Genomic DNA, 26,395 nt, shown 5'->3' with positions numbered 1-26,395 from the left:
CCCGTCCCGTCAGGTGCGCGGCCTTGCCTGGGTCAGGGCCGCGCCGGCCAGGACGATCACCGCGCCGACCGGGGTCGACCAGGTCAGGGACTCGCCGAGGAGTGCGACGCCGGCGGTCGTGGCGATGACCGGAATGAAGTAGGTGACCATCTGGGCCGTCGTCGGGCCGACCTCGGAGACGAGGCCGTACTGGACGAGCATCGCGACCCCGGTGCCGAGCGTGCCCAGCGCGACGACCGCCAGCAGGGGCAGCACCGGGAAGCTGGTCGGCAGGATCGTGAACAGCGGTGTCACGACGGCCAGTTGGGCGGTGGCGAGCAGCAGTTGGGCCCCGGTGAGGGAGAGGTGCGACGCGGTGGTGCCGGCCAGGGTGCGGCGGACGTGGATCCACCCGACGGGATAGCTGAGGGAGGCCAGCAGGGCCATCGCCGTGCCGGTGGCGTCCAGACCGTGGAAGCCCTGCCAGGCGCCGAGCACGGTGAGGACGCCGAGGAAGCCGAGACCGAGGCCGGCGACCCGCACCCGGGTGGGGCGGTCCTCGGAGAGCGCGACCAGGGAGAGGGCCATGCCCCACAGGGGTGAGGTCGCGTTGCAGATGCCGGCCAGTGTGGACGGGACGGTCAGCTCCGCGTAGGCGAACAGCGAGAACGGCAGGGCGTTCAGGAAGAAGGCGGCCACGGTCAGGTGTGCCCAGGTGCGGGCGCCCCGGGGGAGCCGCTCCCGCCTGACCGCCATCGCCGCCGCCAGGACCAGCGTGCCGAACAGCAGCCGCCCGAAGGTGACCTGGAAGGGCGCGTACGCCTGTGTGCCCACCTTGATCAGCAGGAAGCTGAAGCCCCAGACGAGGGAGAGGAAGGCGAAGCGCAGTCGCCAGTCGACGGCTGCGCGCGAGCGGTCGGGGGCGCGACCGGGGGCTCGGGTGGGCGTGGCGGTGGTCATGCGCACCACGATGACGTTCGTCGATCTCGTAGCACAAGCGAGAATTGGTGAGCCGATTCTCGTAGCATTGCTTACATGTTGAACCTGGAGCGCCTGCGTACCCTGGACGCCCTCGCCCGGCACGGCTCGGTCAGCGGAGCGGCCGAGGGGCTGCATGTCACCACCTCGGCCGTCTCGCAGCAGATGGCCAAGCTGGAACGGGAGGTGGGGCAGCGGCTCCTCGCCAGGAACGGGCGGGGTGTGCGGCTCACCGACGCGGGGCGGCTGCTCGCCGAGCACGCCGCGCGCATCCTGTCGCAGGTCGAGCTGGCGCAGTCGGCGCTGGAGGCGCAGCGGGGGCAGGTGGTCGGCGAACTCCGGCTGGCCGCGTTCCCGACGGCCGTCCGGGGGCTGTTTCCCGCCGTCTTCCGGGCGCTGCGCGAGGACCATCCCGCGCTGCGCGTGCGGTCGCGGGAACTGGAACCCGAACTCGCCGTTAACGCGGTGATCCGGGGCGATGTCGACCTGGCCGTCGTCCTCGACTGGTACAACAAGCCACTGCCCGTCCCCGAGGGGCTGGCCAGGGCCGCGATCCTCGACGACCCGGTGGAGGTGGCCCTGCACGAGGACCATCCGCTCGTCGGCCGGGACGAGATCGATCTGCGGGAACTGGCCCAGGAGCCGTGGGTCGCCTGGCCCGAGGGCGAGTTCTGCCACGAATGGCTGCTCTACACGCTGCGGGCCAACGGCATCGAGCCCCACATCGCCCACCGCGCCGGTGAACACCACACCCAACTCGCCCTGGTCGCCGCAGGGTTGGGCGTCTGCATCGCGCCCCGGCTCGGTCGTGACCCGATGCCCGCCGGGGTGCGGACCGTGCCGGTGCGCCATCGGGTGCACCGCAGCGTCTACGCGGTGTGGCGCTCGGACGCCGACCGGCGGCCCTCCATCAGGGCGGCGGTGGAGGCGCTGCGGGTGGCGGGGGCGCGTGCGGGGGCGACCGACGGGCCGAGTGAGAACGTGAGCGCGCGTTTGGGTGGCGGGCCGTGAGCTGAGCTACGGGCCGGGTGCGCGGTGGTGCCGGCTCACGGTGGGGACTCGCCGCGCCGGGCGGATCGCCTCACAGCGAGCCCATTTTGCGGAAGTCCCAGGACGCGACGGCGTCCGGTGTCAGGCGCAGCCAGGCGTGCCTGCCGTCGTGGGGCATCTCGTCGATGCCGAAGTTCTTGCGGGCGAACAGCCGCTCCACCTCGACGAGTTCGGGCACCGGCTCGCCCGTGCGCGGTGCCTCGCCGACGAACTCGACGGTGCCGGACAGTTCGACGCCGCGCAGTTCGCCGTACTCCTCGCCCGCGTCGACCACGACCGCCACGCGCGGATCGCGGCGCAGTGCGGACCAGCGTTTGCTGCGGGTGATCGAATAGAGCCAGAGCGAGGTGCCGTCCCAGACGAACCACAGCGGGCTGACGTGCGGGGCGCCGTCGGGTGCGACGGTCGCCACCCGGCAGGTCCGCTGGGTACTCAGGAACTCGTCCCGTTCGGCGGGTTCCATCATGATCTTCCGGCCCCGGCGCTGGGTGGCGGTCATGGATCCCTCTCCTCTGACGTGGCGTCAGAAGAGCATCGGTCGTCTTCCGTCCATGTGCAAGGGGCGTTACGCTCCACCGCCCGATCGCCGGCGACAGGGGGAACACCGTGCCCGCGTACGCGAGTGAGCCGAAGCGGCGGCGGGAGCTGGACGGGCTCCTCGATCCCGCCACGACCGTCCTGCTCACCGTCGAATGCCAGCAGGGCGTCGTCGGGCCGGACGGGGCCCTGCCCGAACTCGCCCGGGAGGCCCGGTCGTCGGGGGCGCTCGACCGTGTCGCCCGGCTGGTCGTGGCGGCCCACGGGTGCGGCGTGCAGGTCCTGCACGCCGTCGCCGAGCGACGGCCCGACGGCCGGGGAGCCAACCGCAACGCCCGGCTGTTCCGCGTGGCCGAACGGCTGCCCGTACGGCAGTTGACGGGGACGGCGGCCGTACGGGTCGCGCCGCCCATCGAGGTCGCCGAGGAGGACCTGATCGTCCGGCGGCTGCACGGGCTGTCCCCGTTGGCCGGCACGGACGTGGACGCGCTGCTGCGGAACCTGGGCTGCCGCACCCTGGTCGTCGCCGGTGTCTCGGCCAACGTGGCCGTGCCGAACGCGGTGTTCGACGCGGTCAATCTCGGCTACACGGTGGTCGTGCCCGGTGACGCCATCGCGGGGGTGCCTGCCGACTACACCCCCGCGATGATCCGCCACACCCTCGCGCTGGTCGCCACGGTCGCGACCACGGACGAGGTGGTGGCCCGCTTCGCACGGTCCGAGAGCCGGCCCGCCGACGTCTAGGGGGTGTCAGGACTTTCGAAACACCCCCGAGCGGACGCTAGGCGAGCGTGATCGAGTCGCCGGACACGGTGACCTCCTTGGCGGGCAGCGGCTTCGTCGCCGGCCCGCTCTTCACGCTGCCGTCCGCGATCGAGAAGTTGCTGTTGTGGCAGGGGCAGTTGATCACGCCGTCGGCGATCGACTTCACCGCGCAGCCCTGGTGGGTGCACACGGACGAGAACGCCTTGAAGGTGCCCGCCTCGGGCTGGGTGACGACGACGCCCTCGCTCTCGAAGATCTTGCCGCCGCCCTCGGGGATGTCCGAGGTCTTGGCGATCGCCTTGCCGCCCGCGCCGCCGTCGCCGCCCGTGCTGCCGCCGGTCGTGTCACCGCCGGTGCTGCCACCGGTGCTGCCACCGGACGTGTCACCGGCCCCGGCGCCGGACGACGTGGAGGTCGACGCGCCGTCGTCCGATCCGCACGCGGTCAGCGCGACGGCGAGGCCCGCCACGCCGGCGGCCGCCATGACGGTGCGACGGCCCGGGATCGAAGCGGGTTTGGTCGTTTCGCTGGTCATGCTGACGGTTCCTTCCGAGATGGCTTCGCACTTTCGCCCATGGATACGGCGAACCTGTCCTTGAACGTTCAGGCAGGTGCACATCTTGGCCTGTTCGGGATCACGACAGTGTCAAAACCAGCTGTCCGAAAGCTGTCGGTCGGCGATCGGCGATCGGCGACCGACAGCGGAAGGGCGGCGCCGTGCGGCTCAGACCGTGACCTCTGCCGCCGCGTCCGTCGGGGTCGCCTCGGCCGTCGGGGTCGGCTGGGTCGTGCGACGCCGGCGGACCGGCATGCCCACGGTCGGGTGGGCCACCGCCCAGGCCGCCCCCTTGCAGATGATTTCCTTGTAGACGGCGGCGATGCGGCCGGTGAGGGCCTTGGGCAGGGCCTGGTCGTCCGCGGTCACGAACTGGATCAGGCCCTCCTTGCGGCCGAGCGAGATGCACTGCTGGACGTAGCGGATCTCGATCTTCGGGAGCTTTCCGCCGGTCAGCCGGGCCGCGATGGCGTCGGCGGCCTGCCACGCGGTGGGCACCCCGGAGGCGCACGACATCCGCAGCGGCTTGTCGCCGGGGCCCGCCACGAGGGCCGCGTCACCGACGGCGTACACCTCGGGGTGCGAGACCGAGCGCATGGTCTCGTCGACCACGATCTGGCCGGTGCCGGAGACCTCCAGGGTGCTCGCCTCGGCGATCGGGTGGACGGCGAAGCCGGTGGCCCACACGGTGACCGCGGCCGGGACGGGCGTGCCGTCGGTCAGGACGCGGTCGGCCTCGACGGCCGTGACGGCGGTGTGCTCGTGCACGGTGATGCCGAGCCCCGCGCAGACCTTCCGCAGATGGGCCCGGCCCTTGTCGGAGAGCCAGTCGCCGAAGCCGCCGCGGGCCACGAGGGCGACGTCCAGGTCCGGGCGGGTCTCGGCGATCTCGGTCGCGGCCTCCAGGCCGGTGAGTCCGCCGCCGACGATCACCACGGGCTGCCCCGCGTCCAGCCGGGCCAGCCGCTCGCGCAGCCGGAGCGCTCCGGGGCGGCTGGAGATCTCGTGGGCGTGCTCGGCGGTGCCGGGGACGCCCTGGGGGTTCCAGCCGCTGCCGAGGGCGTAGACGAGGGTGTCGTACGCCAGTTCCTGCTGCCCGGCGCCGTGGGCGTCGGTCACGGTGACGGTCCTGCGGTCGGCGTCGACACCGGCGACCTCGGCGAGCCTCACCTCGACGCCGGTGCCCGCGAACATCTTGTCGAAGGGGCGGGACCTGAGCTCCTGACCGACCGCCAGCTGGTGCATCCGGACGCGCTCGACGAAGTCGGATTCGGCGTTGACGAGGGTGATGGCGACGTCTGCGCGGTGCAGCCGCTTGGCGAGACGGCCGGCGACGCTGGCTCCGGTGTAGCCGGCTCCGAGGACGACGATGCGGTGCTGCATTTTCTGCTCCTGTCTGCGCGGGTCCGAGGCTTGCCTTGCTCGGTCTCGCACCTTGAACCGGGTAGCCCGCGATTTCCTGACAGGAATGGAATGTGAAGCAGGTCACACCTTCGGTGGAAGGTGTGACCCGGATCGTCGAAGGGCCGGACAGGGCCCGCGGAAAGCCTGCGGAGGTGCTGGTCAGAAGGCGTGGAACAGGGGTTCGCCGTGCTCGGTCGCCGCCCACACCTCGGTCGCGCGCTCCAGCTTGTCGGGGTTGACCTGGCTGCGGAACGCGACGATGCCGTCCGCGCCGATCTCCAGGCAGATGATTCCGACGACCCGGCCGTCGACGACCGCCAGGACCGCGGGGCCGCCGTTGGCCGTCGAGATGTGGATCTCCGGTGAGCCGCCGACCAGGGACCGTTTGGCCGGGGCGGGCTTGAACAGGCCCCGCATGAACTTCGCGACCGCGAGAGCGCCCTCGAACGCCCTGGCGCGGGCCGGGACCTTCCCGCCGCCGTCGCCGACCGCGATGGCGTCCGAGGTGAGCAGCTTGACCAGCGGCTCGGTCTTTCCGCTGGTGGCCGCCGCGAGGAACTCCTCGACGATCCGCCGGGCCGCCGCCTCGTCGATCTCCGTACGCGCCTTGCCCGCCGCCACGTGCTTCTTCGCGCGGTGGAAGATCTGCTGGCTGGAGGCCTCGCTGATGTCGAGGATGTCGGCGATCTCCCGGTGCGGGTAGTCGAAGGCCTCCTTCAGCACATACACCGCCCGCTCGCTCGGCGTGAGGCGCTCCAGCAGGGTGAGGACCGCGTACGAGACGGATTCGCGCTGTTCGGCGGTGTCGGCCGGGCCGAGCATCGGGTCGCCCTCGAGCAGCGGCTCGGGCAGCCACTGGCCCACGTAGGTCTCCCGGCGGGCGCGGGCCGAGGTGAGCTGGTTGAGGCACAGGTTGGTGAGCACCTTCGTCAGCCAGGCCTCGGGCACCTCGATCCGGTCGACGTCGGCCGCCTGCCAGCGCAGGAAGGTCTCCTGCACGGCGTCCTCCGCCTCGCCCGCCGAGCCGAGGAGGCGATACGCGATCGCCTCCAGACGGGGCCTCGTCGCCTCGAACCGGTCCACGTCGTGCATCGTCAGCGCCATGTCCCGGATCCTAGTGCGCGGAGGAGGCCCGTGATCACCCTTGGTTACTATGTTCCCTTCATGCCGGAGGCGGGCAGCTCGGTTTCGAGCGTGGATCGCGAGGTCGAAGAGATGGGTGGCCCGGGAACGTGCTGAAAGAGGTCGCCGCGACCCGCTACATCACCCCGCTGCGGGAGGGCGGATCGCTGCCCGGTCTCGTCGAGGGCGACGACGGCGGGACGTACGTCCTGAAGTTCACCGGCGCGGGCCAGGGGCGCAAGACCCTGGTCGCGGAGGTGGTCTGCGGTGAGTTGGCGCGGCGGCTCGGGCTGCGCGTGCCCGGTCTCGTGGCCCTCGGCCTGGACCCCGTCCTCGGCCTCGGTGAACCCGACGAGCAGGTCCAGGAGCTGATCAAGTCCAGCGGCGGCACCAACCTGGGCATGGACTTCCTGACCCGGGCGATCGGCTTCGACCCGCTGGCCTTCGAGGTCGGCTCCGAGGAGGCCGGGCGGATCGTCTGGTTCGACGCGCTGATCAACAACGTCGACCGCTCCTGGCGCAACCCCAACCTGCTGATGTGGCACGGTGAGTTGTGGCTCGTCGACCACGGCGCCACCATGATCTGGCACCACCACTGGCCCGGCGCCCGCGCCTCGGCGGCCAAGCCGTACGACGCCGCCGACCACGCCCTCGCCCGCTTCGGCCCCGACGTCGCGGCGGCCGCCGCCGAGCTCGCGCCCCTGGTCACCGAGGACCTGCTCGCCGAGGTGACCGCCGAGATCCCGGACGTCTGGCTGACGGACGAGCCCGGCTTCGAGACGCCGGACGCGCTGCGGCGGGCGTACGCGGAACCCCTGCTCGCCCGTGCCGCCGGCATCCACGAACGTATCGAGGGGATCAAGTGAGCGACCGCTTCCTGGGGACCGGCGCGACGGGACAGGACGTCTACGAGTACGCGCTGCTGCGGATCGTGCCCCGTGTCGAGCGCGGCGAGTGCTTCAACGCGGGCGTCCTCGTCTACAGCCGCTCCCGGGCCCTGGTGGCGGCCCGCACCCACCTCGACGAGACCAAGCTGCTCGCCCTCGACCCCGGGGCGGACGTGGCGGGCGTACGCGCCGCGCTGCGCGCCGTGGAGGGGGTGTGCGCCGGGGGAGAGGCCGCCGGGCAGGCCGCCCACGACGACGCCGGACGGCGGTTCCGGTGGCTCGTCGCGCCCCGGTCCACGGTCGTCCAGGCGGGACCCGTGCACACTGGGCTCACCGCGGATCCGGCGGCGGAGGCCGAGCGGCTGCTCGCCCTGCTGGTGAAGTGACCCGCCGACGTAAGGCGACCCACCGACGTAAGGCATCACACCTGGTGGAACGTTGACACCGGGTGCCAGGACTTCTAGCGTCACGTGTGCTGAAGGTACTAAGCGGTCGCTCACCAACTGGGGGCGCCGCAGGAGCCGCATCCCAAGGGCGAGGAGAACCAGCAATGTCCACCACTGAGCAGCGTGTCGCCGTGGTCACGGGTGGCGCGCGCGGCATCGGCGCCGCGACCGCCGTACGACTGGCCGCCGAGGGGCGGGCCGTCGCGGTGATCGACCTCGACGAGGCCGCCTGCAAGGACACCGTGGAGAAGATCACCGCCGCGGGCGGCAGGGCGCTCGCGGTCGGCTGCGACGTCTCCGACGAGGCCCAGGTCGAGGCCGCCGTCACCCGGATCGCCGAGGAGCTGGGGGCCCCGACGATCCTGGTGAACAACGCGGGTGTGCTCCGCGACAACCTGCTGTTCAAGATGAGCGCGTCCGACTGGGACACGGTCATGAACGTGCACCTGCGCGGCGCCTTCCTGATGGCCAAGGCGGTGCAGAAGTACATGGTCGAGGCCAAGTTCGGCCGGATCGTGAACCTCTCCTCGTCGTCCGCGCTCGGCAACCGGGGCCAGGTCAACTACTCCGCCGCCAAGGCCGGTCTGCAGGGCTTCACCAAGACCCTGGCCATCGAGCTGGGCAAGTTCGGCGTCACCGCCAACGCGGTCGCCCCCGGCTTCATCGTCACCGACATGACCGCCGCCACCGCCGCCCGCGTCGGCATGGGCTTCGAGGACTTCCAGGCCGCCGCGGCCACCCAGATCCCCGTGCAGCGCGTGGGCCGCCCGGAGGACATCGCCGGAGCCATCGCCTACTTCACGGGCGAGGACGCCGGATTCGTCTCCGGCCAGGTGCTGTACGTCGCCGGCGGACCGCTCAACTAAGGGATCCAGAACATGACTTCGGTGGAACTCCCCGAGCTTTCGGGCAAGGTCGCGCTCATCACCGGCGCCAGCCGCGGCATCGGCTACGGCATCGCCGAGGCCCTCGTCGCACGCGGCGACCGGGTCTGCATCACCGGCCGCAACGAGGACGCGCTCAAGGAGGCCGTCGAGCAGCTCGGCGCCGACCGCGTCATCGGCGTCGCCGGCAAGGCCCACGACGAGGCCCATCAGACCCTCGCCGTCGAGCGCACGATGGAGGCCTTCGGCCGCGTCGACTTCCTGGTCAACAACGCGGGTACGAACCCGGTGTTCGGCCCGATCGCCGATCTCGACCTGGACGTGGCCCGCAAGGTGTTCGAGACCAATGTCGTCTCCGCGCTCGGCTTCGCCCAGAAGACCTGGCACGCCTGGCAGAAGGACAACGGCGGCGCCATCGTCAACATCGCCTCCGTCGCCGGTGTCTCCGCGTCGCCGTTCATCGGCGCGTACGGCATCAGCAAGGCCGCCATGATCAACCTGACCGTCCAGCTGGCGCACGAGTACGCGCCCAAGGTGCGGGTCAACTCGATCGCGCCCGCCGTGGTGAAGACCAAGTTCGCCCAGGCCCTCTACGAGGGCCGGGAGGCCGAGGCGGCCGCGTCCTACCCGCTTGGGCGGCTCGGTGTGCCCTCCGACATCGGAGGCGCCGCCGCCTTCCTCACCTCCGAGCAGTCCGACTGGATCACCGGACAGACTCTCGTGGTCGACGGCGGCATCTTCCTCAACGCCGGGGTGGGCTGACAGAGTACGGACGGGCGCCGGTCCCGATTCACCGAACATCTCCGACGCCCGTCCGCACCCCTCACGGGGCCTCGACAAAGCCGTCACACGCGGACTGACCAAGGGCTCCACCGGCCGGGCGGGACCGGCTCCGGGGCCTGCGGTATCGTTCGGCCACTCTTGGTACGGCATTTCGAGGAGCATGCACGTGTTCAACCGGAACCGATACTTGCCGCCACTCGCGGTGATCGCGTCCATATCCGTGGTGACCGGGTGCGGTGTGTTCTCCTCGGACGCCTCCGACGAGGCGGAGCCCATCATCGTGGGGACCACCAGTACGCCGAGCACCCTGGACCCGGCCGCCGCCTGGGACAGCTCCTGGGAGCTGATGCGCAACGTCTTCCAGCCCCTTCTCGGCTACTCGCCCGGCGGGTCCGAGCCCGAGCCCGACGCCGCCGAGAGCTGCGAGTTCACGGACAGCTCCAGCACGGTCTACAGCTGCACCCTGCGCGAGGGCCTGAAGTTCTCCAACGGGCACGCGCTGGACGCCAGGGCCGTCAAGTACTCGTTCGACCGCATCAAGAAGATCAACGTCAACGGCGGCCCCGCCGGTCTGCTGACCACCCTCTCCCGGGTGCAGACGAAGGGCGACCGCGAGGTCGTCTTCCACCTCAGCCAGCCCGACGCGACCTTCCCCCTGGTGCTCACCACACCCGCGATGTCGATCGTGGACCCCGAGGAGTACCCCGCGGACAAGCTCCGCGAGGGCACGGACATCGTCGGCTCCGGGCCCTACAACCTCGCCTCCTACGAGGACGGCAAGACGGCCGAGCTGGTCCGCAACGACAACTACAAGGGCATCGCGGAGATCAAGAACTCCGGCGTCACCATCCAGTACTTCCAGCAGTCGGACGCGATGGTCAAGGCGCTCAAGGACAAGGACATCTCGGTGATCTACCGGGGTCTCGGCGCCTCGGACATCGTGGACATCCAGGCCAACCACGACCAGGAGGGGCTCCAGATCGTGGAGAACCCCACCACCGAGATCAGCTACCTGGTGTTCAACCCCAAGGACCCCTGGACGAAGAACCCCGCGGTCCGCAAGGCGGTCGCCCAGGTCCTCGACCGGCCGGCGCTCGCGCACAACATCTACAAGGACACCGTCGAGCCGCTCTACTCCATGATCCCCAGGGGTCTGGTGGGCCACACGACGGGCTTCTTCGACGACTACGGCAACCCCAGCGCGACCAAGGCGAAGTCCATCCTGGCCGAGGCGGGCATCACCGAAACGGTTCCTCTCGAGCTCTGGTACACCACCGACCGCTACGGCTCCCAGACCAAGCCGGCCTTCGAGGAGCTCAAGCGGCAGCTGGAGGCGTCCGGACTCTTCAAGGTCACGCTGAAGAGCCGCCCCTGGAAGACCTACTCCGAGGGCTACCAGAACGGCGAGTACCCGGTCTTCGGACGTGGCTGGAACCCCGACTTCAACGACGCCGACAACTTCATCGCCCCCTTCGTGGGCGAGCAGAACGCGCTCGGCACCCCGTACAAGTCCCCCGAGATCACGGACAAGCTGCTCCCGGAGTCGCGCGCCGAGAGCGACCGCGGGGCCGTCTCCGAGGAGTTCGAGGAGGCCCAGCAGATCATGGTGGACGACGCCCGCCTGATCCCGCTGTGGCAGGGCAAGGCGTACACGGCCGCCAACGAGGAGATCGCCGGCCTGGAGAACGTCATCGACCCCGCGACGATGATGACCATGTGGCAGCTGTCCTGGAAGACCAGCTGGTAGGTCCGCAGATTCCGGGTGCCGGGTCACGATGTCGGTGGGCGCCTGTAGGTTCTGTGCTCTGACGGCGGCCGCGCCTCGCGCGGCTGCCCATGGCCGCGCCTTCCGCGGCCGTGAAGTGAGCGCACACCGGAGGAAGTTGACGTGACCGACATCGCCATGCTGCCCGAGTCCTGGCGCGGGGTCCTGGGGGACGAGCTGCAGCAGCCCTACTTCAAGGAACTCACCGAGTTCGTCGAGGAGGAGCGCGCCAAGGGTCCCGTCTACCCTCCCCGTGAGCAGGTCTTCGCCGCGCTCGACGCCACGCCGTACGAGAGCGTGAAGGTGCTGGTCCTCGGCCAGGACCCCTACCACGGCGAGGGCCAGGGCCACGGGCTGTGCTTCTCCGTGCGGCCCGGCGTGAAGACCCCGCCCTCGCTGCGGAACATCTACAAGGAGATGCAGGCCGAGCTCGGCACCCCGATCCCGGACAACGGCTATCTGATGCCGTGGGCCCAGCAGGGCGTGCTGCTGCTCAACGCGGTCCTCACCGTCCGTGCCGGCGAGGCCAACTCGCACAAGGGCAAGGGCTGGGAGAAGTTCACCGACGCGGTGATCCGCGCGGTGGCCGACCGGCCCGACCCGGCGGTCTTCGTGCTGTGGGGCAACTACGCGCAGAAGAAGCTCCCGCTGATCGACGAAAAGCGCCACGTGGTGGTGAAGGGCGCGCACCCCTCGCCGCTGTCGGCGAAGAAGTTCTTCGGCTCCCAGCCGTTCACGCAGATCAACGAGGCCGTCGCCCGGCAGGGCCACGAGCCGATCGACTGGACGATCCCCGACCTGGGCTGACGGCCCGCTGCCTCCGTCGTACGGAGCCGCCTGACCCGGATTGCCGGTGCCTGCCGTTAGCGTCGGGGGTTACAGACGGGTCAGGGGGCCGACGAGTGCGGAGGACGCGGTGGTGGAGCGACAGGAGCGGACGGCGCCGGACGCCGTGCTGACCCGGATCGGGCAGGCGGTCATGCTGCACCACGGGGGTGACCGCGAGGAGGCCCGCGACCGACTGCTGCGGCTGTGGGCGGAGATCGGGGAGGACGGCGCCCCGCTCCACCGCTGCACCCTGGCGCACTACATGGCCGACACCCAGGACGACCCGGACACCGAACTGGCCTGGGACCTCAGGGCGCTGTCGGCGGCCGACGAACTCCGCGACGGCCGTCCGGCGGAGGACCGGGACGAGCTGGCGGTGCGGGCCTTCTACCCCTCGCTCCACCTCAACCTCGCCGCCGACTACGCCAGGCTGGGCCGCCACGATGCGGCCCGCAGCCATCTGCGGCTGGCCCGGGGAGCGCTGGCCACGCTGACGGACGACGGCCACGGCGACGGCGTCCGCACCGCCCTGGCCCGCCTGGAGGCCCGGCTCGACGAGACGGGCCCCACCGGGGACGGGAGACCGGGGCCGCCGCGGCAGCGGCCCTAGGGGGGTGTTTCGAAAGTCCCGCACAGCACCCACGGCGCCCGGCACGCTCCCCCACTCTCGGCTTCGCTCGAGCGGGAGGGGCCCCCACCGCCGCACCGGCCGAAAGCCCAAGTACGTCCAGTACGAGGGCTTTCGTCCGGCACGCCGAGAGCACGCACCGGACGCCGCGGGCACCGCACAGGACTCTCGAAACACCCCCTGGGGAGACACGGCGAGGTGGGGGCGGCCCGCGCGGGGTGGCCGCCTGGGGTCAACGGCCGTAGACGTCCTTGCAGATGGCCGCCTGGGGGGTGTCCCTGCCCCAGCCGCCGTAGCGGTGGCCGAGTGCGCAGACGTCGGAGTTCTTCGGTGGGGGCGTCGGGACGGTCCTCGGGAGGGGCGGGATCTCGACGTGCGGGCGGCGGGACCCGGGAGGGGGGCCCGGCCGCTCGCGCGGTGCCGTGCGCGCGTCGCGGGGCGGCGGGGGCGCGGCGGGCGTGGGGGCGGCGCCGGCGGCGGGCGGTGGAGCGGACGTCGCGCGCTTCGGCTCCGGCGGCGCGCTCGGGGTGGGTTCCCGGGGCGGGCCGACCCGTTCCAGGGCCTCGCGGGCCGGGGCCTCCATGATCTGGGTCTCGGTGGTGCCCTCCGGGCGGGGCTCGGTCGGCCGGGACGGGACGGGCGACGTCGGCGGCGGGGGCGGGTGGTGCGCGGTCACGCAGCCGGTGAGAGCCGAGACGGCCACGGTGACCAGGAGCGTTGCGGTGGTGGTCGGTCGATGCACGCGCGCAACTCTGCTGTGTCCGTGCGGCTTTGGGGAGAGGGCGGGCGCATGATGCCCCACACGGGTGACGCCCGCGGCCCCCCGACGACGCCCCGCGCCCCGCTCAGTACCCGGTGGCCCCGTCGATCCGCTCCCGGAGCAGGTCCGCGTGACCGTTGTGGCGCGCGTACTCCTCGATCATGTGGGTGTAGAGCCACCGCAGGCTCGGCGGCTCGCCCGACCGCCGGTGCATGGCCTTGGCGACGTCGTCCAGGGCGAAGCCCCCGGCGTTGCGGCGGGCGATCGCGATCTCCGCCTGCCAGGTGCCGTACGCCTCCTCCCAGGTGTCGGCCTCGGTCGGATGGAACTCCCCGTCCGGGTCCGCCTCGCTGAAGTAGATCGGCCCCTGGTCGTCGTCCACGAGCACCTTGCGGAACCAGATGCGCTCGACCTCCGCCATGTGCCGTACGAGACCGAGGAGGGAGAGCTGCGAGGGCGGCACCGAGGCGGTCCGCAACTGCGCGTCGTCCAGGCCCTCGCACTTGAGCGCGAGCGTCTCCCGGTGGTAGTCGAGCCAGCCTTCCAGCATGGTCCGTTCGTCGGCGGTGACGGAGGGTTCGGTGCGTAGGTCGGTCATGCCGACCATCCTCGCAGCCCCCGTATGCTGCCGACGAGGCATTTCGACGGCACACCGTGGACGGGAGACCCCTGTGAAGGTCGGCTGCATCGGACTCGGCGACATCGCGCGGAAGGCGTATCTGCCGGTGCTCGGCACCCGAGCGGGCCTCGAACTCCATCTGCAGACGCGGACGCCCGCCACCCTCACCGGCGTCGCCGACAGCCTCCACCTCCCGCCGGACCGGCGGCACACCGACCTCGACGCGCTGCTGGCCCAGGAACTCGACGCGGCCTTCGTGCACGCGCCCACCACGGCCCACCCCGAGATCGTGGCCCGTCTGCTGGAGGCGGGTGTGCCGACGTACGTCGACAAGCCCCTCGCGTACGAACTCGCCGACTCGGAACGGCTCGTACGGCTCGCGGAGGAGCGCGGCGTCGGGCTCGCCGTGGGGTTCAACCGGCGCTACGCGCCCGGGTACGCGCAGTGCGCCGACCATCCGCGCGAGCTGATCCTCATGCAGAAGAACCGCATCGGCCTGCCCGAGGTGCCGCGCACGCTGGTCCTGGACGACTTCATCCATGTCGTGGACACCCTGCGGTTCCTCGTGCCGGGCGAGATCGAGGACGTGACCGTACGGGCCCGGACCGAGGACGGACTGCTGCACCACGTCGTGCTCCAGCTCTCCGGCGCCGGATTCACCGCACTCGGTGTCATGAACCGGCTCAGCGGCTCGGCGGAGGAGATCCTGGAGGTCTCCGGCCAGGACACCAAGCGGCAGGTCGTGAACCTCTCCGAGGTCATCGACCACAAGGGACAGCCGTCGATCAGGCGGCGCGGCGACTGGGTGCCGGTGGCCCGGCAGCGCGGCATCGAGCAGGCCGTCCTCGCCTTCCTCGACGCGGTGCGCGCGGGCAATGTGCTCAGCGCGCGGGACGCGCTGGCGACCCATGAACTGTGCGAGCGGGTGGTCCGGGCGGTGGAGGACCGGTCCGCCGCCTGAGCCGTACGGCCCGTACGCCCTCGAAGGCGCCCCAGGCGAGCAGGGTCAGCAGCGCCGCGTCCACCGGCCAGTCCCCGAAGCGGACGTACGGCGTCGTGCCGCTCGCCAGCGGAACGTCGTACACGGCCGTCGTGCTTTCGTCCGTGCCGAGCCGGGAGCCGACGCGCTCGCCGTCCGGGCCATGGACCGCCGAGACGCCGGTGAGCGTCGCGTGGGCCATCGGACGGCCGGTCTCGGCGGCCCGCAGCGCCGCCAGCGAGGCGTGCTGCTCGGGGGCCCAGCTCTGCTGGAACGTCGAGGTCGCCGACTGCGCGAGCAGCAGCTCGGCGCCGTCCCGGGCGAGATGGCGGCTCATGTCGGGGAACGCGGACTCGAAGCAGACCATGGGGCCGATCCGCAGCCCCTTCCCGGCGTCGAACACCACCTGCTCGGTGCCGCGCCTGCGGTCCTCGCCGGCCGCCTCGCCGACGGAGGTGGCCCAGCCGAGCAGCGAGCGCATCGGGATGTACTCCCCGAAGGGGACCAGGCGCATCTTGTCGTAGCGGTCGCCGGTCGGGCCGTCGGGCCCCACGAGCACGGAACTCTTGTAGATGCCGGGCCGGTCGGAGCGGCGGGCGTCCACGTTCACCAGGATGTTCGTGTCCGTCTCGCGGGCCAGGGCGGCGATGCGGTCGGCGACGTCGGGGCGGTCGGCGAGGTCGTGGTCGACGCTGCTCTCACCCCACACGATCAGGTCGAGGTCCTGTCCGGCGAGCCGCCGGGTGAGCGCCTCCTCACGGTCGAAGCGGTTGTCGGGGCCGTCGGTCACCCCGGGCTGCACGACGGCGATCCGCGCCTCGCCCCGGACGTCGGGGCGCGGCGACCACAGCCACACCGCCGAGGTCGCGGTGGCCGTCGCGACGAGACCGGCCAGCGCCGGCGCCCGCGACCGGCGTACGGCGACCAGCACGGTGACCGCGACGTCGACAGCCACCACCAGGAAGCTGATCAGCCAGACCCCGCCGACCGAGGCCAGCCGCAGCGCGGGCTCCACCTGCCACTGGCTGGACCCCAGCAGACCCCACGGCCCGCCCAGGCCCTGCCAGGATCGGACGAGTTCGATGGCCAGCCAGCCCGACGGCACGACCACCAGCGCGGCGGCGACGCGGCCCCGCGACGGCGTCCCGGCCAGGAAGCGGCGCACCAGCCAGGCCCAGGGCGCCCACAGCGCACCCAGCAGGCCGGCGATGACGAAGGTGAACACATGGAGGTTCGGCAGCAGCCAGTGGTGCATGGCCAGCATGAACGCGCATCCGCCGAGCCAGCCGTCGTACATCGCCCGGCGGCCGGTCGGGGCCGTGCGGATCATGAGCATCCACGGCACCAGCGCCCCGTACGCCAGCCACCACAGGCCCGGTGCCGGGAACGCGAGCACGGGCAGGGCCCCGGCCCCGACGAGGGCCGCTCGCCGCCGCCACGGGGAGGCCGACCGGTCCGTTGTCCGCCGCCATGGGGAGGTCACCCAGTCCGCCGTCCGCATCCAGCGCCTCCCTCCCCACCGGTCAGTCCTTCCAGTGTGCGCGCGGGGGACGATCTCCGACAGAGGGCCTGGGCCTGGGCGGGGGCGGGGGCGGAGGCGCCGGGGTCGGGTGGCGCGGTCAGGCCGGGGAGGGGTGCTGGGCCTGGGTGAGGCCCTCAGGGGCGCGGCGCCATTTCTCCTGGACCACGACCTCGCTCAGGCGCCAGCCGTCCGGAGTGCGGACGAGAGCGAAGGCGTAGCGGCCGCCGCAGACGAAGTCGGGCGCGGTGGAGCCCCCGTCCTGGCCGGCGAAGCGCATCGGGTTGATGTAGTCCGCCTGGACCCGGGCGGTGTCGCCGGTGTCCTGCTCCAGGAGTTCGAAGCGCACCCGCCGGTTGACGATGAGGTGCTGGCGCATGGGGAACAGCTCCATGCTCCGCGCCAGCCACCCGGCGACCTGCGCGGCGTCGCCCTCGATGCCGCCGGCCGAGCGGTAGTCCGCGCGGCCGCGCGGTACGAAAAGGCCCCGGTACGCCGCCCAGTCCCCGTCGTCCACGGCCACCGCGTACTCGGTGATCAGGCCGTCGACGGCGAGCCGGTCCATCACGGTCGCTAGCTCCACACGCTGCGTCATCGGCTCAGTCTTGGGGCAGCACACGCGCCACGCCAAGGGGCGTGCGGGCGGATGGGGGATATGTCCGGGACGGGCGGGGGTGGCCGGCGTCGGCTCGGCACTCGCTGTCGGTCCGACGCCCGGCGGCGCGTCGAGCGTGGATATTCGGTGGCTCGGAGGCAGTGTCGTGATCGAACCTGGTGCCCGTGAGTGAAAGTGAACGTCCCCCGGCGACCGAGCCCAGGTTCCGCGTCCGTGCCCGCCACACCGCCGACACGGTCACCGTCTACCAGGCGTACCGCCCGGAGATCGGCGGCCCGGCCGCGCGGCACGGTCGTTTCCCGGCCGCGTGGAAGCGGGACCGGATGACCTGGATCAAGCCGTCCTTCCTCTGGATGATGTACCGCTGCGGCTGGGGTCTGAAGGAAGGTCAGGAGACCGTTCTGGCCGTGGAGATCGGGCGTGCGGGCTTCGAGTGGGCGCTGCGCAACTCCTGCCTCTCGCACTACGTCCCCGAGCTGCACGAGAGCCGGGCCGCCTGGCAGCGGGAGGTGCGCCGCTCGCCCGCCCGTGTCCAGTGGGACCCCGAGCGCGACCTGCGGCTCGACCCGCTGCCGTACCGCTCGCTCCAACTGGGCCTGTCGGGCGAGGCGGCGGCACGGTACGCCGACGAGTGGATCGTCGGCATCGAGGACGTGACGCCGCTCGCCAGGGAGATCCACGGCCTCGTACGGGTCCGTGACCTGGACGCGGCCGCCGCGCTGCTTCCGGCGGAACGGCCGTATCCGGTCGCGGATGACGTCCTGGCCCATCTGCGGTGCTGAGCCCGGAGCGAGGCGCGCGTCGCTACGCGGGTGTGCGGTGTACTCAGTGGGGGCGGGGGCCGAGCAGTGCGCAGACCGCGTTCTCCTCGACGGTGCGGAGCTTCTCCAGGAGACCGGGGTTCAGGGTCCTGTTCACCTGGGTGGTGAGCGAGAAGGTGAGGGATCTGCGGCCGTCGGGGGTCGCGGCGATCAGCTGGGTGTACCCGGGGAAGTTCCCGGTGTGGCCGAGAACCACTCCGCAGCGCGTGTCGTAGCGGAAGATGGCCAGCCCCGTCCTGTTGCGGCCGGGGCCCGCCGGTTCGGACGCCCCCTCGATCCAGCGGCGCTGCTCGCGCAGGACCGCTCTCGACGTCAGCTCTCCGGCGGCGTAGCCCCGGATGAACCGTGTCATGTCACGCGGGGTGGAGACGATCCCGCCCGAGGCCCACACCCCGGACGCGCTGAGCGCCTCGCTGACGTCCTCCGGCGGCGCGGGCGGCTCGACGGCGTACCCGTGCATGTACGGCTCCGGCATCTCGTACCCGAGGGGAAGGCTGGTGTCGGTCAGCCCGAGGGGGCGGTGGACGATCCGGCGGAGGAGGTCCTCGTACGGCCTGTGGGTCGCGGCCTCGGCCATCAGGGCCACGGCGATGTTGTCGGAGTTGGAGTACTGGTAGCGGGAGCCCGGGGCGAAGCGCAGCGGTTCGTCCGCGACGAAGTCCAGCAGCCGGCGGGGGTCGAAGGTGCGGCGCGGGTCGGCCAGGAGCAGGTCCAGGAACTGCTGGTCCTCGCTGTAGTCGGGCAGTCCGCTGGTGTGGTTCAGCAACTGCCTGAGGGTGACCGCGCCCCAGGCGTCCGGCAGCCGGGGGAGGGTGTCGCCGAGGGTGCTGTCGAGGGCGAGTTCGCCCTGCTGCACGAGGCGGAGCGCGACGGCGCCGCTGAACGCCTTCGCCGTGCTGGCGATGCGCATGTGGTCGGTGGGCTCGATCGGGCGTCCCGACTCCAGGTCGGCGACACCGGCCCGCAGGACGCGTGATCTGCCGTCCCGTTGCAGTGCGACGATCACACCTGGCGGGCCTCCGGGGGTGTCCACCAACTCTTCGAGCTGCCGTTGCAGTGCGCGCTCGCCCCGGCCGTCGCCACCCCCGTCGGCGGCTGCGCCCGCTGTCGGGGCGAGGAGCAGACCGCCGAGGCAGGAGGCGCCGAGCAGGGCGACGAGGGAGGCGCGCAGACGGGGACGCGAACGGAGGCGGGGGCGGCGACCAGGACGGAGGCGGCGCGTACCTCCGTCGGGCTGAGCAACGGTGTGCGGGCGGGAAGCGGGCGTGCGTGGCATGGGGGTCCCGTGAGGCTCGGCGGGCAGGGGTCCCCTCAGCATCGGGCGGGACCACGACCCCCCGCGCGCGAGCTTGCGCTATCCGGCGCAGCGGCCGCGCGAGCCGTTCTCCGCGGCGCGGGCGGCGGACCCGGGCCCGGTCAGCGGGCCGCGAACTGCGCGCCGGTCCGCTGGACGACGTCCGGCCGCACCGGGAGCCCCTCCACGGTCAGCTGCTCCCCGTAGATGTCGGTGATCCGGAGCGCGCCACCGCACCCGCCGCCCTGCTCGGAGAGGAAGTAGTTGTACTCGGTGCGCGGCAGCGGGGTCCAGGCGCCGCCGGCGCGGACCTCGAGCCGGGCCACCGGGTTCCGGTGTCCGAGCACCTGGATGCCGCACCAGTACTGGCTGGACCCGGTCTTGTACCGGATCGAGAGGGTGTCGGAGGTGGCGGGGCTCAGCAGGCTCCAGGTGATCGGTATCTCGCCCCGCGAGGGCGCGGCGAGCTTGGCGAACGCCTCGGCGCTGAGGTCGAGCTGGCCGGGCCGGCAGGGGGACGGGCACTCGTTGGTGACGCGTACCGTGACGGCGGCGCCGCCCGCGCGGACGCGCACGTACGCCCCGCAGGCCTTGGACACCTCGTAGTCGGTGGTGTTCATCGCCGCCGTCATGACGTCGTCGCTCGCGCCGAACGAGCAGGCGCCGCCCTCGCCGGTGCCCGCGTCGTAGAAGGTGGCGACCCCCTGGTAGTCGACCCCGGGGCGGATCCGCCCCGCCAGCTGTCCCGAGGCGGATCCGGAGCGTCCGGTGGCGGCGCTCGCGGGCCGGGTGGGCTCGGGGCTCGGGGTCGCCGACGGGGTGCTCTTCGACGCCGACGGGGACGGGGACTTCGAGGGGGTGGGGGAGGGCTTCTTCTTCCGCTCCGGTGCGTCGGAGGGCGGCGCGGACGTCCGGGTGGTGGCGGCGACGGGGGTCGCCCCGGCCTTTCCGGCGGCCTCGGTGTCGGTGTCGCGGCCGGGGCCGAAGGCGATCACGAGCGATGCGGCGAGCCCGGCGGCCGCCACGGCGGCGACGGAGAGGAGGGCGGTGCGGCGCCTGGGGCGGCGGGCGGAGCGGTGGGAACGGGCTGCCACGTTCAAGTCCTTCTGTTCCGTGCCTGGTTCGGGAGAAAGCGTGATGCGTGTGGGGCTCGCGTGAAAGGAGCTTGCCACTCATGGGTTGCCGCCGGGGCCGGAATGGTTGCCTTCGAGGTGCGGCGGGCGTGAAGCTGCGATCGTAGGATGATCGATCGTTTGAGTTCGTCTGGGTTCGTCGGGGAGGTCGGGATGTCACGTCCGGTCACGGTGGTCACGGGTGGGAGCCGGGGGATCGGTGCCGCCACCTGCCTGCGGCTCGCCGCGGAGGGGCACGACGTGGTGGTGGGCTATGTGAACGACGGCGCGGCGGCCGAGTGGATCGCGACGGGCGTACGGGCGGGCGGGGCGCGCTGTGTCACGGTGAAGGCGGACACGTCGGTCGAGGCCGATGTGGACCGGCTGTTCGAGACGGCGGCGGACCGGCTCGGACCGGTGACCGGGCTGGTCAACAACGCGGGGGTGACGGGCCCGTTCGGGAGGCTGGCGGACACCGACCCGGAGGTGCTGCGGCGGGTGGTGGAGGTCAACCTGCTGGGGGTGCTGCTGTGTTCGCGCCGGGCGGCCAAGGTGATGGCGGCCTGGGGGAGCGGCGCCATCGTCAATGTGTCCTCGGCCGCGGCCACGTTGGGCAGTCCCGGCGAGTACGTGCACTACGCGGCGACCAAGGCGGCCGTCGACACGCTGACCATGGGGCTGGCGAAGGAACTCGGGCCGGACGGCATCCGGGTCAACGCGGTCGCACCCGGGGTCATCGACACCGAGATCCACGCGCGGATGGGTGACCCGGAACGTCCCGACCGGATCGCCGAGTCGGTGCCGCTGCGCCGGCCGGGTCGCGCCGACGAGATCGCGTCGGCCATCGCCTGGCTCCTGTCTCCGGAGGCCTCGTACACGACGGGGGCGGTGCTGCGGGTCGCCGGGGGCCGGTGAGGTGTGTGGGGGCGTTGTCGGTGGCCGGGCGCAGATCGTCCGTGGTCGCCCGCGCGGTTCCCCGCGCCCCTGAGGGGGCGCTCAGCCGGCCGGTGCGCCCACGCCCTCCCTGTTGTCGATCAGCCTCTGGAACGCTGTCGGCATGGGCCGGTCGGCCAGGAACTCTTTGATGCCGACGGCGCACCGGAGCGGATCCGCGCGGCTCGTGTCGCACTCGATGTCATAGAGGCCGTGGGCGTGCACCTGGTCCAGCTGCCGGGCCGCGAGCCCCAACGGCCGGTCACCGCGCTCCCGTTCACGCCGCGCGAACTCGTCACGTCCGCAGCGCACGCCGACGAACACGACGTCCTGGGGCACGAACAGGTCGAGACAGTCCCGCAGGCGCCATTCCTCGCTCAGGACGTGGTCCATGACGACGTTGTTGCCGGCGGCGGCCATGCCGGCGACCGCCCGGTGGTAGCCCCGCCAGGTGCGATGCAGAACGGTGGTGAGCTGGTCGGGCGGCATCTCCCGGCGGGTCCGCATGGCGTGGAACGCGTCGACCGGGAGGTGGAAGTACGGCTCGTCGAGGATGCGCAGCAGCTCCGTCGCGATGCTCGACTTTCCCGAACTGGACGTGCCGTTCAGGAAGATGATCACGCGGCCTCGATCACGTCTCCCCGTGTCGCCGCCGCCCATTCCACGACCAGCAGTTCGTACTCCGCCCGCTCCTGCGCCGACAGTGACGCGCCTGCGTGGCGCCACAGCGCTCTGATCCTGTCGTTCAGGTCGTCGGCGGACCGCACGGAACCACGGGCGGGGAAATCGGGGGACATGCCGAACAGAGTAGGCGGCCGGACTGACAGTGCGCTACCGGGCGGCTACGGATGTCGTATGTGGTTGGTCACGGAAGGGAGTTGGGGAGGCACGGGCTGTCCGGGACGGAGCCGGGTCAGCCGCCCGACTCGCCCGCGTGCGGGCTCAGCACGCCCATGGAGACCAGGACGACGATCACGATGCCGAGGGCGATGCGGTACCAGACGAACGGCATGAAGCTCTTGGTGGAGATGAACTTCATGAACCAGGCGATGACCGCGTAGCCGACGAAGAAGGCGATGACCGTGGCGAAGATCGTCGGGCCCCAGGAGACGTGCCCGCCCTCCAACGCGTCCTTCAGCTCGTAGCCGCCCGAGGCGATCACGGCCGGGATGGCGAGGAGGAAGGAGTAGCGGGCGGCGGCCTCGCGCTTGTAGCCCATGAGCAGGCCACCACTGATCGTGGCGCCCGAGCGGGAGACACCGGGGATGAGGGCCATGGCCTGGCAGAGGCCGAAGATCAGACCGTCCTTGACGCTGAGCTGTTCGAGGCTCTTGCGCTCCTTGGCGGCGCGGTGCTTGCCGCCGGTCTCGTCGCGTGCGGCGAGGCGGTCCGCCACGCCCAGCACGATGCCCATGACGATCAGCATGGTCGCCGTGAGCCGCAGATCACGGAAGGGGCCCTCGATCTGGTCCTTGAGCGTCACACCGAGGAGACCGATGGGGATGGAGCCGACGATGACCAGCCAGCCCATCTGGGCGTCGTGGTCGGCGCGCATCTCCTTGTTGAACAGGGAGCGCGACCACGCCGAGATGATGTTGGCGATGTCCTTGCGGAAGTAGATCAGCACGGCGGCCTCGGTGCCGATCTGGGTGATCGCCGTGAAGGCCGCTCCCGGGTCCTCCCAGCCGGAGAAGGCCGCGGTCAGGCGCAGATGCGCGCTGGAGGAGACGGGGAGGAACTCGGTCAGCCCCTGGACGAGTCCGAGGATGAGGGATTCAAACCAAGACATGAAGTTACGTGGTCCAAGCGCTGATCGTGGAGGGCCGACGGAGGACGTGCCGCGCCGCGGGGCGGGTGATCACAGGTGCTGGGGGCAGCCTAGCGCCCCTTGGTGACAGGGCTGTCACAGGGGTTTCGCGGGGCGGGCCGGGGCCCGGGCGGAGGCAGTGCGGGGGACGGGTGGACCGCGTGCGGTCCGAGGCGTCGAACGGCTGGATCGGCGGTGTTGACCAGTCACTATGTCCGCACATACGTTGCTGGCGAGGGAAAGCGCTTGCAGTGCCGAGGGTCACCGTTCCGCCGGAGCCCCCGCCACCAGGCGTCCGCCACCGTCCGATGTCACGTTCGATGGAGTGCTGATCACGTCCATGCCCACACCCAGCAGCGACCCGAGCCCGACTCCGGACCACGGCCCCGACCGTTCCCCGGCCCCGCTGACCGGCCGCCGTGTCCGGGCCGCGATCGTCGGTATCGGCGCCATCGGCGGCGGCTCCCATCTGCCCGCGCTCGCGCACCTCGCCGAGGAGGGCGAGACCGAGGTCGTCGCGGCCGTCGACATCGATGCCGACGCGGTGGCCAAGTTCTGCGCCGAGCACGGCATCCCGCACGGCTACACCGACCTGGAGCGCATGCTGGCGGAGCAGCGGCCCGACCTGGTCAGTATCTGCACCCCGCCGACCCTGCACCGCGATCAGACGATCGCCGCGCTGCGGGCCGGCGCCTGGGTGTGGTGCGAGAAGCCGCCGGTGCCGACGCTCGCCGACTTCGACGCGGTCGAGGCCGAGGAGGGCGCGGAGACCGGGGGCCCGTACGCCTCGATCGTCTTCCAGCACCGCTTCGGCTCCGGCGCGCGGCACGTGCGGCGGCTGATCGCCGAGCGGAGCCTCGGGCGGCCGCTCGTCGCGCACTGCCAGACCACCTGGTACCGGGACACCGCTTACTACGCCGTCCCCTGGCGCGGCCGCTGGGCCACCGAGGGCGGCGGACCCGCCATGGGGCACGGCATCCACCAGATGGACCTGATGCTCGATCTGCTCGGCCCGTGGAGCGAGGTCCGCGCCATGGCCGGGCGGCTGGTCCACGACGTGGAGACCGAGGACGTCTCCACGGCCCTGGTGCGCTTCGAGAGCGGCGCGCTGGCCACCGTCGTCAACAGCGTCCTCAGCCCCGACGAGGTCAGCCGCATCCGTATCGACTGCGAGCGCGCCACCGTCGAGCTGACGCATCTGTACGGCCACTCCAACGCCGACTGGTCCGTCACCCCCGCCCCCGGCACCCCGGAGGCGGACGCGGCGGCCTGGCGGGACTTCGGCGAGGACGTGCCCAGCTCGCACCTGGCCCAGCTGCGCGAGCTCGTGGCGAGCATGCGCGCGGGCGAGCGGCCGCGCAGCAGCGGCGCCGACGGGCGGACGAGCCTGGAGCTGATCGCCGCCCTGTACAAGTCGGCGTTCACGGACGCGACCGTACGGCGTGGCGAGATCGGACCCGGGGACCCGTACTACACGGCCATGCACGGCGGCGCCCCCGGCTGGGCGCCCGGAACCGCCCAGGTGTCCGTCGACGCGAGCCCCGTCGGCACGGGCTCCGTCGGCACGAGTGAGGAGATCACCGCATGACCTTCCACGACGGGCTGCGCGTGGTCCACGCCCACGGCGACCGGATCACGGTCACCGAACCCACCACGGGCGTCGAGCTGTTGAGCTACGTCTACCGGCCGGAGGCGGCCTGGGAGGCCCCGAAGCCGTATCTGCACCCGATCCGGACGCTGGCCGGCGACGTCGTCACCGACTTCCGCCCCAACGACCACCGCTGGCACAAGGGCCTCCAGCTGACGGCCTCGCACCTGTCGGGGCAGAACCTGTGGGGCGGCAACTCCTACGTCCACGGCGAGGGTTATCTGCCGATCCCCGAGCGGGTCGGCTCGATGGCGCACGCCGGCTTCGACGTCGTCGAGTCGGACGGTGAGCGGGTCGTGATCGCCGAGCGACTGACCTGGCACCCGTACTCCGGCGAGCTGTGGGCCGACGAGGAGCGCCGGATCGAGATCCACGACGTGGACACCGCGTCCGGATCGTGGGCGCTGACCTGGACGAGCGCGATCACCAACCGCCGGGACGAACCGCTGCTGTTCGGCAGCCCGACCACCGCGGGCCGGGAGATGGCCGGCTACACCGGTCTGTTCTGGCGCGGTCCGCGCGCCTTCCGGGACGGGCGGATCATCGGGCCCGACAGCGAGGGACCCCGGCTGATGGGCGAACAGGCGCCCTGGCTGGCGTACTCGGGCGAGCACGACGGCACCGACGGCCACGCCACGCTCGTCTTCGCGCACGCCCCCGAGAACGACCACACCGGAGCCGCGGGCGCCCACCCGGCGCACTGGTTCGTCCGCAACGAGCCGTTCGCCGCCGTCGCCCCCTCCTGGGCGTTCTTCGAGGAGCTGGAGCTGGCTCCGGGCGAGACGCTCACCCGCCGTTACCGGATCGTCGTGGCGGACGGTTCCTGGGAGCGGGAGGAGATCGCCAAGTACCTGGAGGCGCACCCGTGGTGAGCGGCTACGAGGGACTGCCGGGCGGGGTCGCGCTCTCGCACCTGTCCGTGTACGACTGGCCGGCGGCGGACGGGGTCTGCGGCGGCACCCCCCATATGCACCTGACCTGCTCGGAGGCGTATGTCGTCACCGGCGGGCGCGGGGCCGTGCAGACCCTGACGGCCTCCGGGTACGAGGTCACACCGCTGGCGCCCGGGACGGTCGCCTGGTTCACGCCCGGCACCATCCACCGGCTGGTCAACGAGGACGAGCTGCGCATCACCGTCCTCATGCAGAACAACGGGCTCCCGGAGGCGGGCGACGCGGTCCTCACGCTGCCCCCGGAGTACCTGACCGACCCGGAGACGTACGCCGCGGCCACCCGCATCCCGCCCGAGGCTCCGGAGGAGGAGCGGGAGCGCGCCGCCCGGGCCCGGCGGGACCTCGCCCTGGAGGGCTACCGGGCGCTGCGGGACGCGTCCGGGCCCGAGCCGCTCGCCGCGTTCCACCGGGCCGCCGCGGCGCTCGTACGGCCCCGGCTCGCGCAGTGGCGGGCGCGCTGGGAGCGGGGGGCGCGGGCGGCTGCCGCCGCGACCGGGGCGCAACTCGACCGGCTGGAGCAGGGGGACGTGTCCCATCTGGCCGATGCCGTCGTACGCGCCGAGGAGCCCTCCGTGTACGGGAAGTTCGGGATGTGTGGGCGGTTGGACGTCTACAAGGGGGACTGAGGGGACTCAGGGGGGCGAGGGGCGCCTCAGGGATCGGGGGGAACTGTTGTACGGCGGCCGCGGGGTCTCTCGTGGCTTGTCGCGCAGTTCCCCGCG

General features: G+C 72.0%; 29 protein-coding genes. 15 read left to right on the top strand and 14 right to left on the bottom strand.

Translation table 11 applies throughout. The features are described 5' to 3' along the window. Window positions 1–9: 9 nt before the first annotated feature. A complete protein-coding gene (locus tag ACZ52C_RS28145) occupies window positions 10–939 on the bottom strand; it encodes a DMT family transporter (protein ID WP_469077386.1) in 930 nt (309 codons plus the stop codon). A 75-nt stretch (window positions 940–1,014) separates the two neighbouring features. On the opposite strand from ACZ52C_RS28145, the gene ACZ52C_RS28140 reads away from it, so the two are divergent. Then, window positions 1,015–1,968 (top strand): LysR family transcriptional regulator, encoded by a 954-nt coding sequence (locus tag ACZ52C_RS28140; RefSeq protein WP_469077385.1) that lies wholly within the window; start codon window positions 1,015–1,017, stop codon window positions 1,966–1,968. 70 nt (window positions 1,969–2,038) lie between these two features. Here the strand turns inward: ACZ52C_RS28140 and ACZ52C_RS28135 are convergent, their stop codons facing one another. Beyond that, on the bottom strand, window positions 2,039–2,506 hold the full coding sequence (locus tag ACZ52C_RS28135) for a pyridoxamine 5'-phosphate oxidase family protein (protein ID WP_469077384.1): 468 nt from the start codon (window positions 2,504–2,506) through the stop codon (window positions 2,039–2,041). Between the two features lie 107 nt (window positions 2,507–2,613). Here ACZ52C_RS28135 and ACZ52C_RS28130 point away from each other — a divergent pair, with 107 nt between their 5' ends. After that, the gene (locus tag ACZ52C_RS28130) at window positions 2,614–3,288 is read left to right on the top strand and encodes a cysteine hydrolase family protein (RefSeq protein ID WP_469077383.1); all 675 of its coding nucleotides are present in this window, start codon (window positions 2,614–2,616) and stop codon (window positions 3,286–3,288) included. A gap of 37 nt (window positions 3,289–3,325) precedes the next feature. Here the strand turns inward: ACZ52C_RS28130 and ACZ52C_RS28125 are convergent, their stop codons facing one another. The 3 genes from ACZ52C_RS28125 to ACZ52C_RS28115 all read right to left on the bottom strand — a co-directional run bounded on the left by ACZ52C_RS28125 (window position 3,326) and on the right by ACZ52C_RS28115 (window position 6,373). Further along, window positions 3,326–3,844, bottom strand: a complete 519-nt coding sequence (locus ACZ52C_RS28125) for a Rieske (2Fe-2S) protein (RefSeq protein WP_469077382.1) — start codon at window positions 3,842–3,844, stop codon at window positions 3,326–3,328. Between the two features lie 189 nt (window positions 3,845–4,033). Continuing rightward, window positions 4,034–5,248, bottom strand: a complete 1,215-nt coding sequence (locus ACZ52C_RS28120) for an NAD(P)/FAD-dependent oxidoreductase (RefSeq protein ID WP_469077381.1) — start codon at window positions 5,246–5,248, stop codon at window positions 4,034–4,036. 180 nt (window positions 5,249–5,428) lie between these two features. After that, entirely contained in the window at window positions 5,429–6,373 is a 945-nt protein-coding gene (locus ACZ52C_RS28115; RefSeq protein ID WP_469077380.1) for an RNA polymerase sigma-70 factor, read from the bottom strand. 128 nt (window positions 6,374–6,501) lie between these two features. On the opposite strand from ACZ52C_RS28115, the gene ACZ52C_RS28110 reads away from it, so the two are divergent. From ACZ52C_RS28110 to ACZ52C_RS28080, 7 genes are all read left to right on the top strand, one after another. Then, on the top strand, window positions 6,502–7,257 hold the full coding sequence (locus ACZ52C_RS28110) for a HipA family kinase (RefSeq protein ID WP_469077379.1): 756 nt from the start codon (window positions 6,502–6,504) through the stop codon (window positions 7,255–7,257). Next, a complete protein-coding gene (locus ACZ52C_RS28105; protein ID WP_469077378.1) occupies window positions 7,254–7,664 on the top strand; it encodes a DUF3037 domain-containing protein in 411 nt (136 codons plus the stop codon). Before ACZ52C_RS28110 ends, ACZ52C_RS28105 begins: the two co-directional genes overlap by 4 nt. Before the next feature lie 164 nt (window positions 7,665–7,828). Continuing rightward, the gene (fabG, locus tag ACZ52C_RS28100) at window positions 7,829–8,590 is read left to right on the top strand and encodes a 3-oxoacyl-ACP reductase FabG (protein ID WP_215451095.1); all 762 of its coding nucleotides are present in this window, start codon (window positions 7,829–7,831) and stop codon (window positions 8,588–8,590) included. Window positions 8,591–8,602: 12 nt separating this feature from the next. Beyond that, the gene (locus ACZ52C_RS28095; protein WP_469077377.1) at window positions 8,603–9,370 is read left to right on the top strand and encodes an SDR family oxidoreductase; all 768 of its coding nucleotides are present in this window, start codon (window positions 8,603–8,605) and stop codon (window positions 9,368–9,370) included. 181 nt (window positions 9,371–9,551) lie between these two features. After that, window positions 9,552–11,138, top strand: a complete 1,587-nt coding sequence (locus tag ACZ52C_RS28090; RefSeq protein ID WP_469077376.1) for an ABC transporter substrate-binding protein — start codon at window positions 9,552–9,554, stop codon at window positions 11,136–11,138. A gap of 141 nt (window positions 11,139–11,279) precedes the next feature. Continuing rightward, entirely contained in the window at window positions 11,280–11,963 is a 684-nt protein-coding gene (locus tag ACZ52C_RS28085; RefSeq protein ID WP_469077375.1) for a uracil-DNA glycosylase, read from the top strand. Window positions 11,964–12,072: 109 nt separating this feature from the next. After that, window positions 12,073–12,594, top strand: a complete 522-nt coding sequence (locus ACZ52C_RS28080) for a hypothetical protein (protein ID WP_469077374.1) — start codon at window positions 12,073–12,075, stop codon at window positions 12,592–12,594. Between the two features lie 250 nt (window positions 12,595–12,844). Here ACZ52C_RS28080 and ACZ52C_RS28075 read toward each other — a convergent pair whose 3' ends face one another. Further along, window positions 12,845–13,354, bottom strand: coding sequence for a hypothetical protein (locus tag ACZ52C_RS28075; RefSeq protein WP_469077373.1), 510 nt, complete (start codon window positions 13,352–13,354; stop codon window positions 12,845–12,847). Window positions 13,355–13,457: 103 nt separating this feature from the next. Continuing rightward, a complete protein-coding gene (locus tag ACZ52C_RS28070) occupies window positions 13,458–13,970 on the bottom strand; it encodes a DinB family protein (RefSeq protein WP_469077372.1) in 513 nt (170 codons plus the stop codon). Window positions 13,971–14,043: 73 nt separating this feature from the next. On the opposite strand from ACZ52C_RS28070, the gene ACZ52C_RS28065 reads away from it, so the two are divergent. Then, window positions 14,044–14,952 (top strand): Gfo/Idh/MocA family protein, encoded by a 909-nt coding sequence (locus ACZ52C_RS28065; RefSeq protein WP_469077371.1) that lies wholly within the window; start codon window positions 14,044–14,046, stop codon window positions 14,950–14,952. Here the strand turns inward: ACZ52C_RS28065 and lnt are convergent. Then, window positions 14,873–16,471: an apolipoprotein N-acyltransferase gene (gene lnt / locus ACZ52C_RS28060; protein ID WP_469077370.1), complete on the bottom strand. Its 1,599-nt coding sequence runs from the start codon at window positions 16,469–16,471 to the stop codon at window positions 14,873–14,875. The two genes, ACZ52C_RS28065 and lnt, sit on opposite strands and share 80 nt — an antisense overlap. A 118-nt stretch (window positions 16,472–16,589) precedes the next feature. Next, entirely contained in the window at window positions 16,590–17,084 is a 495-nt protein-coding gene (locus ACZ52C_RS28055; protein ID WP_469077369.1) for a nuclear transport factor 2 family protein, read from the bottom strand. 185 nt (window positions 17,085–17,269) lie between these two features. On the opposite strand from ACZ52C_RS28055, the gene ACZ52C_RS28050 reads away from it, so the two are divergent. Continuing rightward, on the top strand, window positions 17,270–17,887 hold the full coding sequence (locus tag ACZ52C_RS28050) for a DUF4291 domain-containing protein (protein ID WP_469077368.1): 618 nt from the start codon (window positions 17,270–17,272) through the stop codon (window positions 17,885–17,887). A 43-nt stretch (window positions 17,888–17,930) separates the two neighbouring features. Here the strand turns inward: ACZ52C_RS28050 and ACZ52C_RS28045 are convergent, their stop codons facing one another. Then, window positions 17,931–19,202, bottom strand: coding sequence for a serine hydrolase domain-containing protein (locus tag ACZ52C_RS28045; RefSeq protein WP_469077367.1), 1,272 nt, complete (start codon window positions 19,200–19,202; stop codon window positions 17,931–17,933). Between the two features lie 140 nt (window positions 19,203–19,342). Further along, complete coding sequence (locus ACZ52C_RS28040; RefSeq protein WP_469077366.1) at window positions 19,343–20,314, bottom strand: expansin EXLX1 family cellulose-binding protein; 972 nt, start codon at window positions 20,312–20,314, stop codon at window positions 19,343–19,345. 192 nt (window positions 20,315–20,506) lie between these two features. On the opposite strand from ACZ52C_RS28040, the gene ACZ52C_RS28035 reads away from it, so the two are divergent. After that, window positions 20,507–21,247 (top strand): SDR family NAD(P)-dependent oxidoreductase, encoded by a 741-nt coding sequence (locus tag ACZ52C_RS28035; RefSeq protein ID WP_469077365.1) that lies wholly within the window; start codon window positions 20,507–20,509, stop codon window positions 21,245–21,247. A gap of 81 nt (window positions 21,248–21,328) precedes the next feature. On the opposite strand, the gene ACZ52C_RS28030 is transcribed toward ACZ52C_RS28035, so the two are convergent. From ACZ52C_RS28030 to ACZ52C_RS28020, 3 genes are all read right to left on the bottom strand, one after another. Then, the gene (locus ACZ52C_RS28030; protein ID WP_469077364.1) at window positions 21,329–21,925 is read right to left on the bottom strand and encodes a chloramphenicol phosphotransferase CPT family protein; all 597 of its coding nucleotides are present in this window, start codon (window positions 21,923–21,925) and stop codon (window positions 21,329–21,331) included. Beyond that, on the bottom strand, window positions 21,883–22,062 hold the full coding sequence (locus tag ACZ52C_RS28025; RefSeq protein ID WP_469077363.1) for a hypothetical protein: 180 nt from the start codon (window positions 22,060–22,062) through the stop codon (window positions 21,883–21,885). The genes ACZ52C_RS28030 and ACZ52C_RS28025 overlap by 43 nt, the downstream gene beginning before the upstream one ends. 116 nt (window positions 22,063–22,178) lie before the next feature. Next, entirely contained in the window at window positions 22,179–23,054 is an 876-nt protein-coding gene (locus ACZ52C_RS28020; RefSeq protein WP_469077362.1) for an undecaprenyl-diphosphate phosphatase, read from the bottom strand. Window positions 23,055–23,412: 358 nt separating this feature from the next. Here ACZ52C_RS28020 and ACZ52C_RS28015 point away from each other — a divergent pair, with 358 nt between their 5' ends. From ACZ52C_RS28015 to ACZ52C_RS28005, 3 genes are read left to right on the top strand one after another with little or no spacing between them, the layout of a single operon-like run. Beyond that, complete coding sequence (locus ACZ52C_RS28015; protein WP_469077361.1) at window positions 23,413–24,660, top strand: Gfo/Idh/MocA family protein; 1,248 nt, start codon at window positions 23,413–23,415, stop codon at window positions 24,658–24,660. Further along, window positions 24,657–25,592, top strand: coding sequence for a DUF6807 domain-containing protein (locus tag ACZ52C_RS28010; protein ID WP_469077360.1), 936 nt, complete (start codon window positions 24,657–24,659; stop codon window positions 25,590–25,592). The genes ACZ52C_RS28015 and ACZ52C_RS28010 overlap by 4 nt, the downstream gene beginning before the upstream one ends. Then, entirely contained in the window at window positions 25,586–26,299 is a 714-nt protein-coding gene (locus ACZ52C_RS28005) for a cupin domain-containing protein (protein ID WP_469077359.1), read from the top strand. Before ACZ52C_RS28010 ends, ACZ52C_RS28005 begins: the two co-directional genes overlap by 7 nt. The last annotated feature ends 96 nt before the right edge of the window (window positions 26,300–26,395 follow it).

The organism is Streptomyces sp. NPDC034049 (genome assembly GCF_055575575.1).
This window is presented reverse-complemented; position numbering and strand designations above follow the sequence as displayed.

Bases quoted from the DNA above. Each gene is read 5' to 3' on its own strand.
- ACZ52C_RS28145 (WP_469077386.1), bottom strand. From the start codon at position 939: ATGACCACCGCCACGCCCACCCGAGCCCCCGGTCGCGCCCCCGACCGC.
- ACZ52C_RS28140 (WP_469077385.1), top strand. From the start codon at position 1,015: ATGTTGAACCTGGAGCGCCTGCGTACCCTGGACGCCCTCGCCCGGCAC.
- ACZ52C_RS28135 (WP_469077384.1), bottom strand. From the start codon at position 2,506: ATGACCGCCACCCAGCGCCGGGGCCGGAAGATCATGATGGAACCCGCC.
- ACZ52C_RS28125 (WP_469077382.1), bottom strand. From the start codon at position 3,844: ATGACCAGCGAAACGACCAAACCCGCTTCGATCCCGGGCCGTCGCACC.
- ACZ52C_RS28120 (WP_469077381.1), bottom strand. From the start codon at position 5,248: ATGCAGCACCGCATCGTCGTCCTCGGAGCCGGCTACACCGGAGCCAGC.
- ACZ52C_RS28115 (WP_469077380.1), bottom strand. From the start codon at position 6,373: ATGGCGCTGACGATGCACGACGTGGACCGGTTCGAGGCGACGAGGCCC.
- fabG (WP_215451095.1), top strand. From the start codon at position 7,829: ATGTCCACCACTGAGCAGCGTGTCGCCGTGGTCACGGGTGGCGCGCGC.
- ACZ52C_RS28095 (WP_469077377.1), top strand. From the start codon at position 8,603: ATGACTTCGGTGGAACTCCCCGAGCTTTCGGGCAAGGTCGCGCTCATC.
- ACZ52C_RS28090 (WP_469077376.1), top strand. From the start codon at position 9,552: ATGCACGTGTTCAACCGGAACCGATACTTGCCGCCACTCGCGGTGATC.
- ACZ52C_RS28070 (WP_469077372.1), bottom strand. From the start codon at position 13,970: ATGACCGACCTACGCACCGAACCCTCCGTCACCGCCGACGAACGGACC.
- lnt (WP_469077370.1), bottom strand. From the start codon at position 16,471: ATGCGGACGGCGGACTGGGTGACCTCCCCATGGCGGCGGACAACGGAC.
- ACZ52C_RS28055 (WP_469077369.1), bottom strand. From the start codon at position 17,084: ATGACGCAGCGTGTGGAGCTAGCGACCGTGATGGACCGGCTCGCCGTC.
- ACZ52C_RS28045 (WP_469077367.1), bottom strand. From the start codon at position 19,202: ATGCCACGCACGCCCGCTTCCCGCCCGCACACCGTTGCTCAGCCCGAC.
- ACZ52C_RS28035 (WP_469077365.1), top strand. From the start codon at position 20,507: ATGTCACGTCCGGTCACGGTGGTCACGGGTGGGAGCCGGGGGATCGGT.
- ACZ52C_RS28030 (WP_469077364.1), bottom strand. From the start codon at position 21,925: ATGGGCGGCGGCGACACGGGGAGACGTGATCGAGGCCGCGTGATCATC.
- ACZ52C_RS28025 (WP_469077363.1), bottom strand. From the start codon at position 22,062: ATGTCCCCCGATTTCCCCGCCCGTGGTTCCGTGCGGTCCGCCGACGAC.
- ACZ52C_RS28020 (WP_469077362.1), bottom strand. From the start codon at position 23,054: ATGTCTTGGTTTGAATCCCTCATCCTCGGACTCGTCCAGGGGCTGACC.
- ACZ52C_RS28015 (WP_469077361.1), top strand. From the start codon at position 23,413: ATGCCCACACCCAGCAGCGACCCGAGCCCGACTCCGGACCACGGCCCC.
- ACZ52C_RS28010 (WP_469077360.1), top strand. From the start codon at position 24,657: ATGACCTTCCACGACGGGCTGCGCGTGGTCCACGCCCACGGCGACCGG.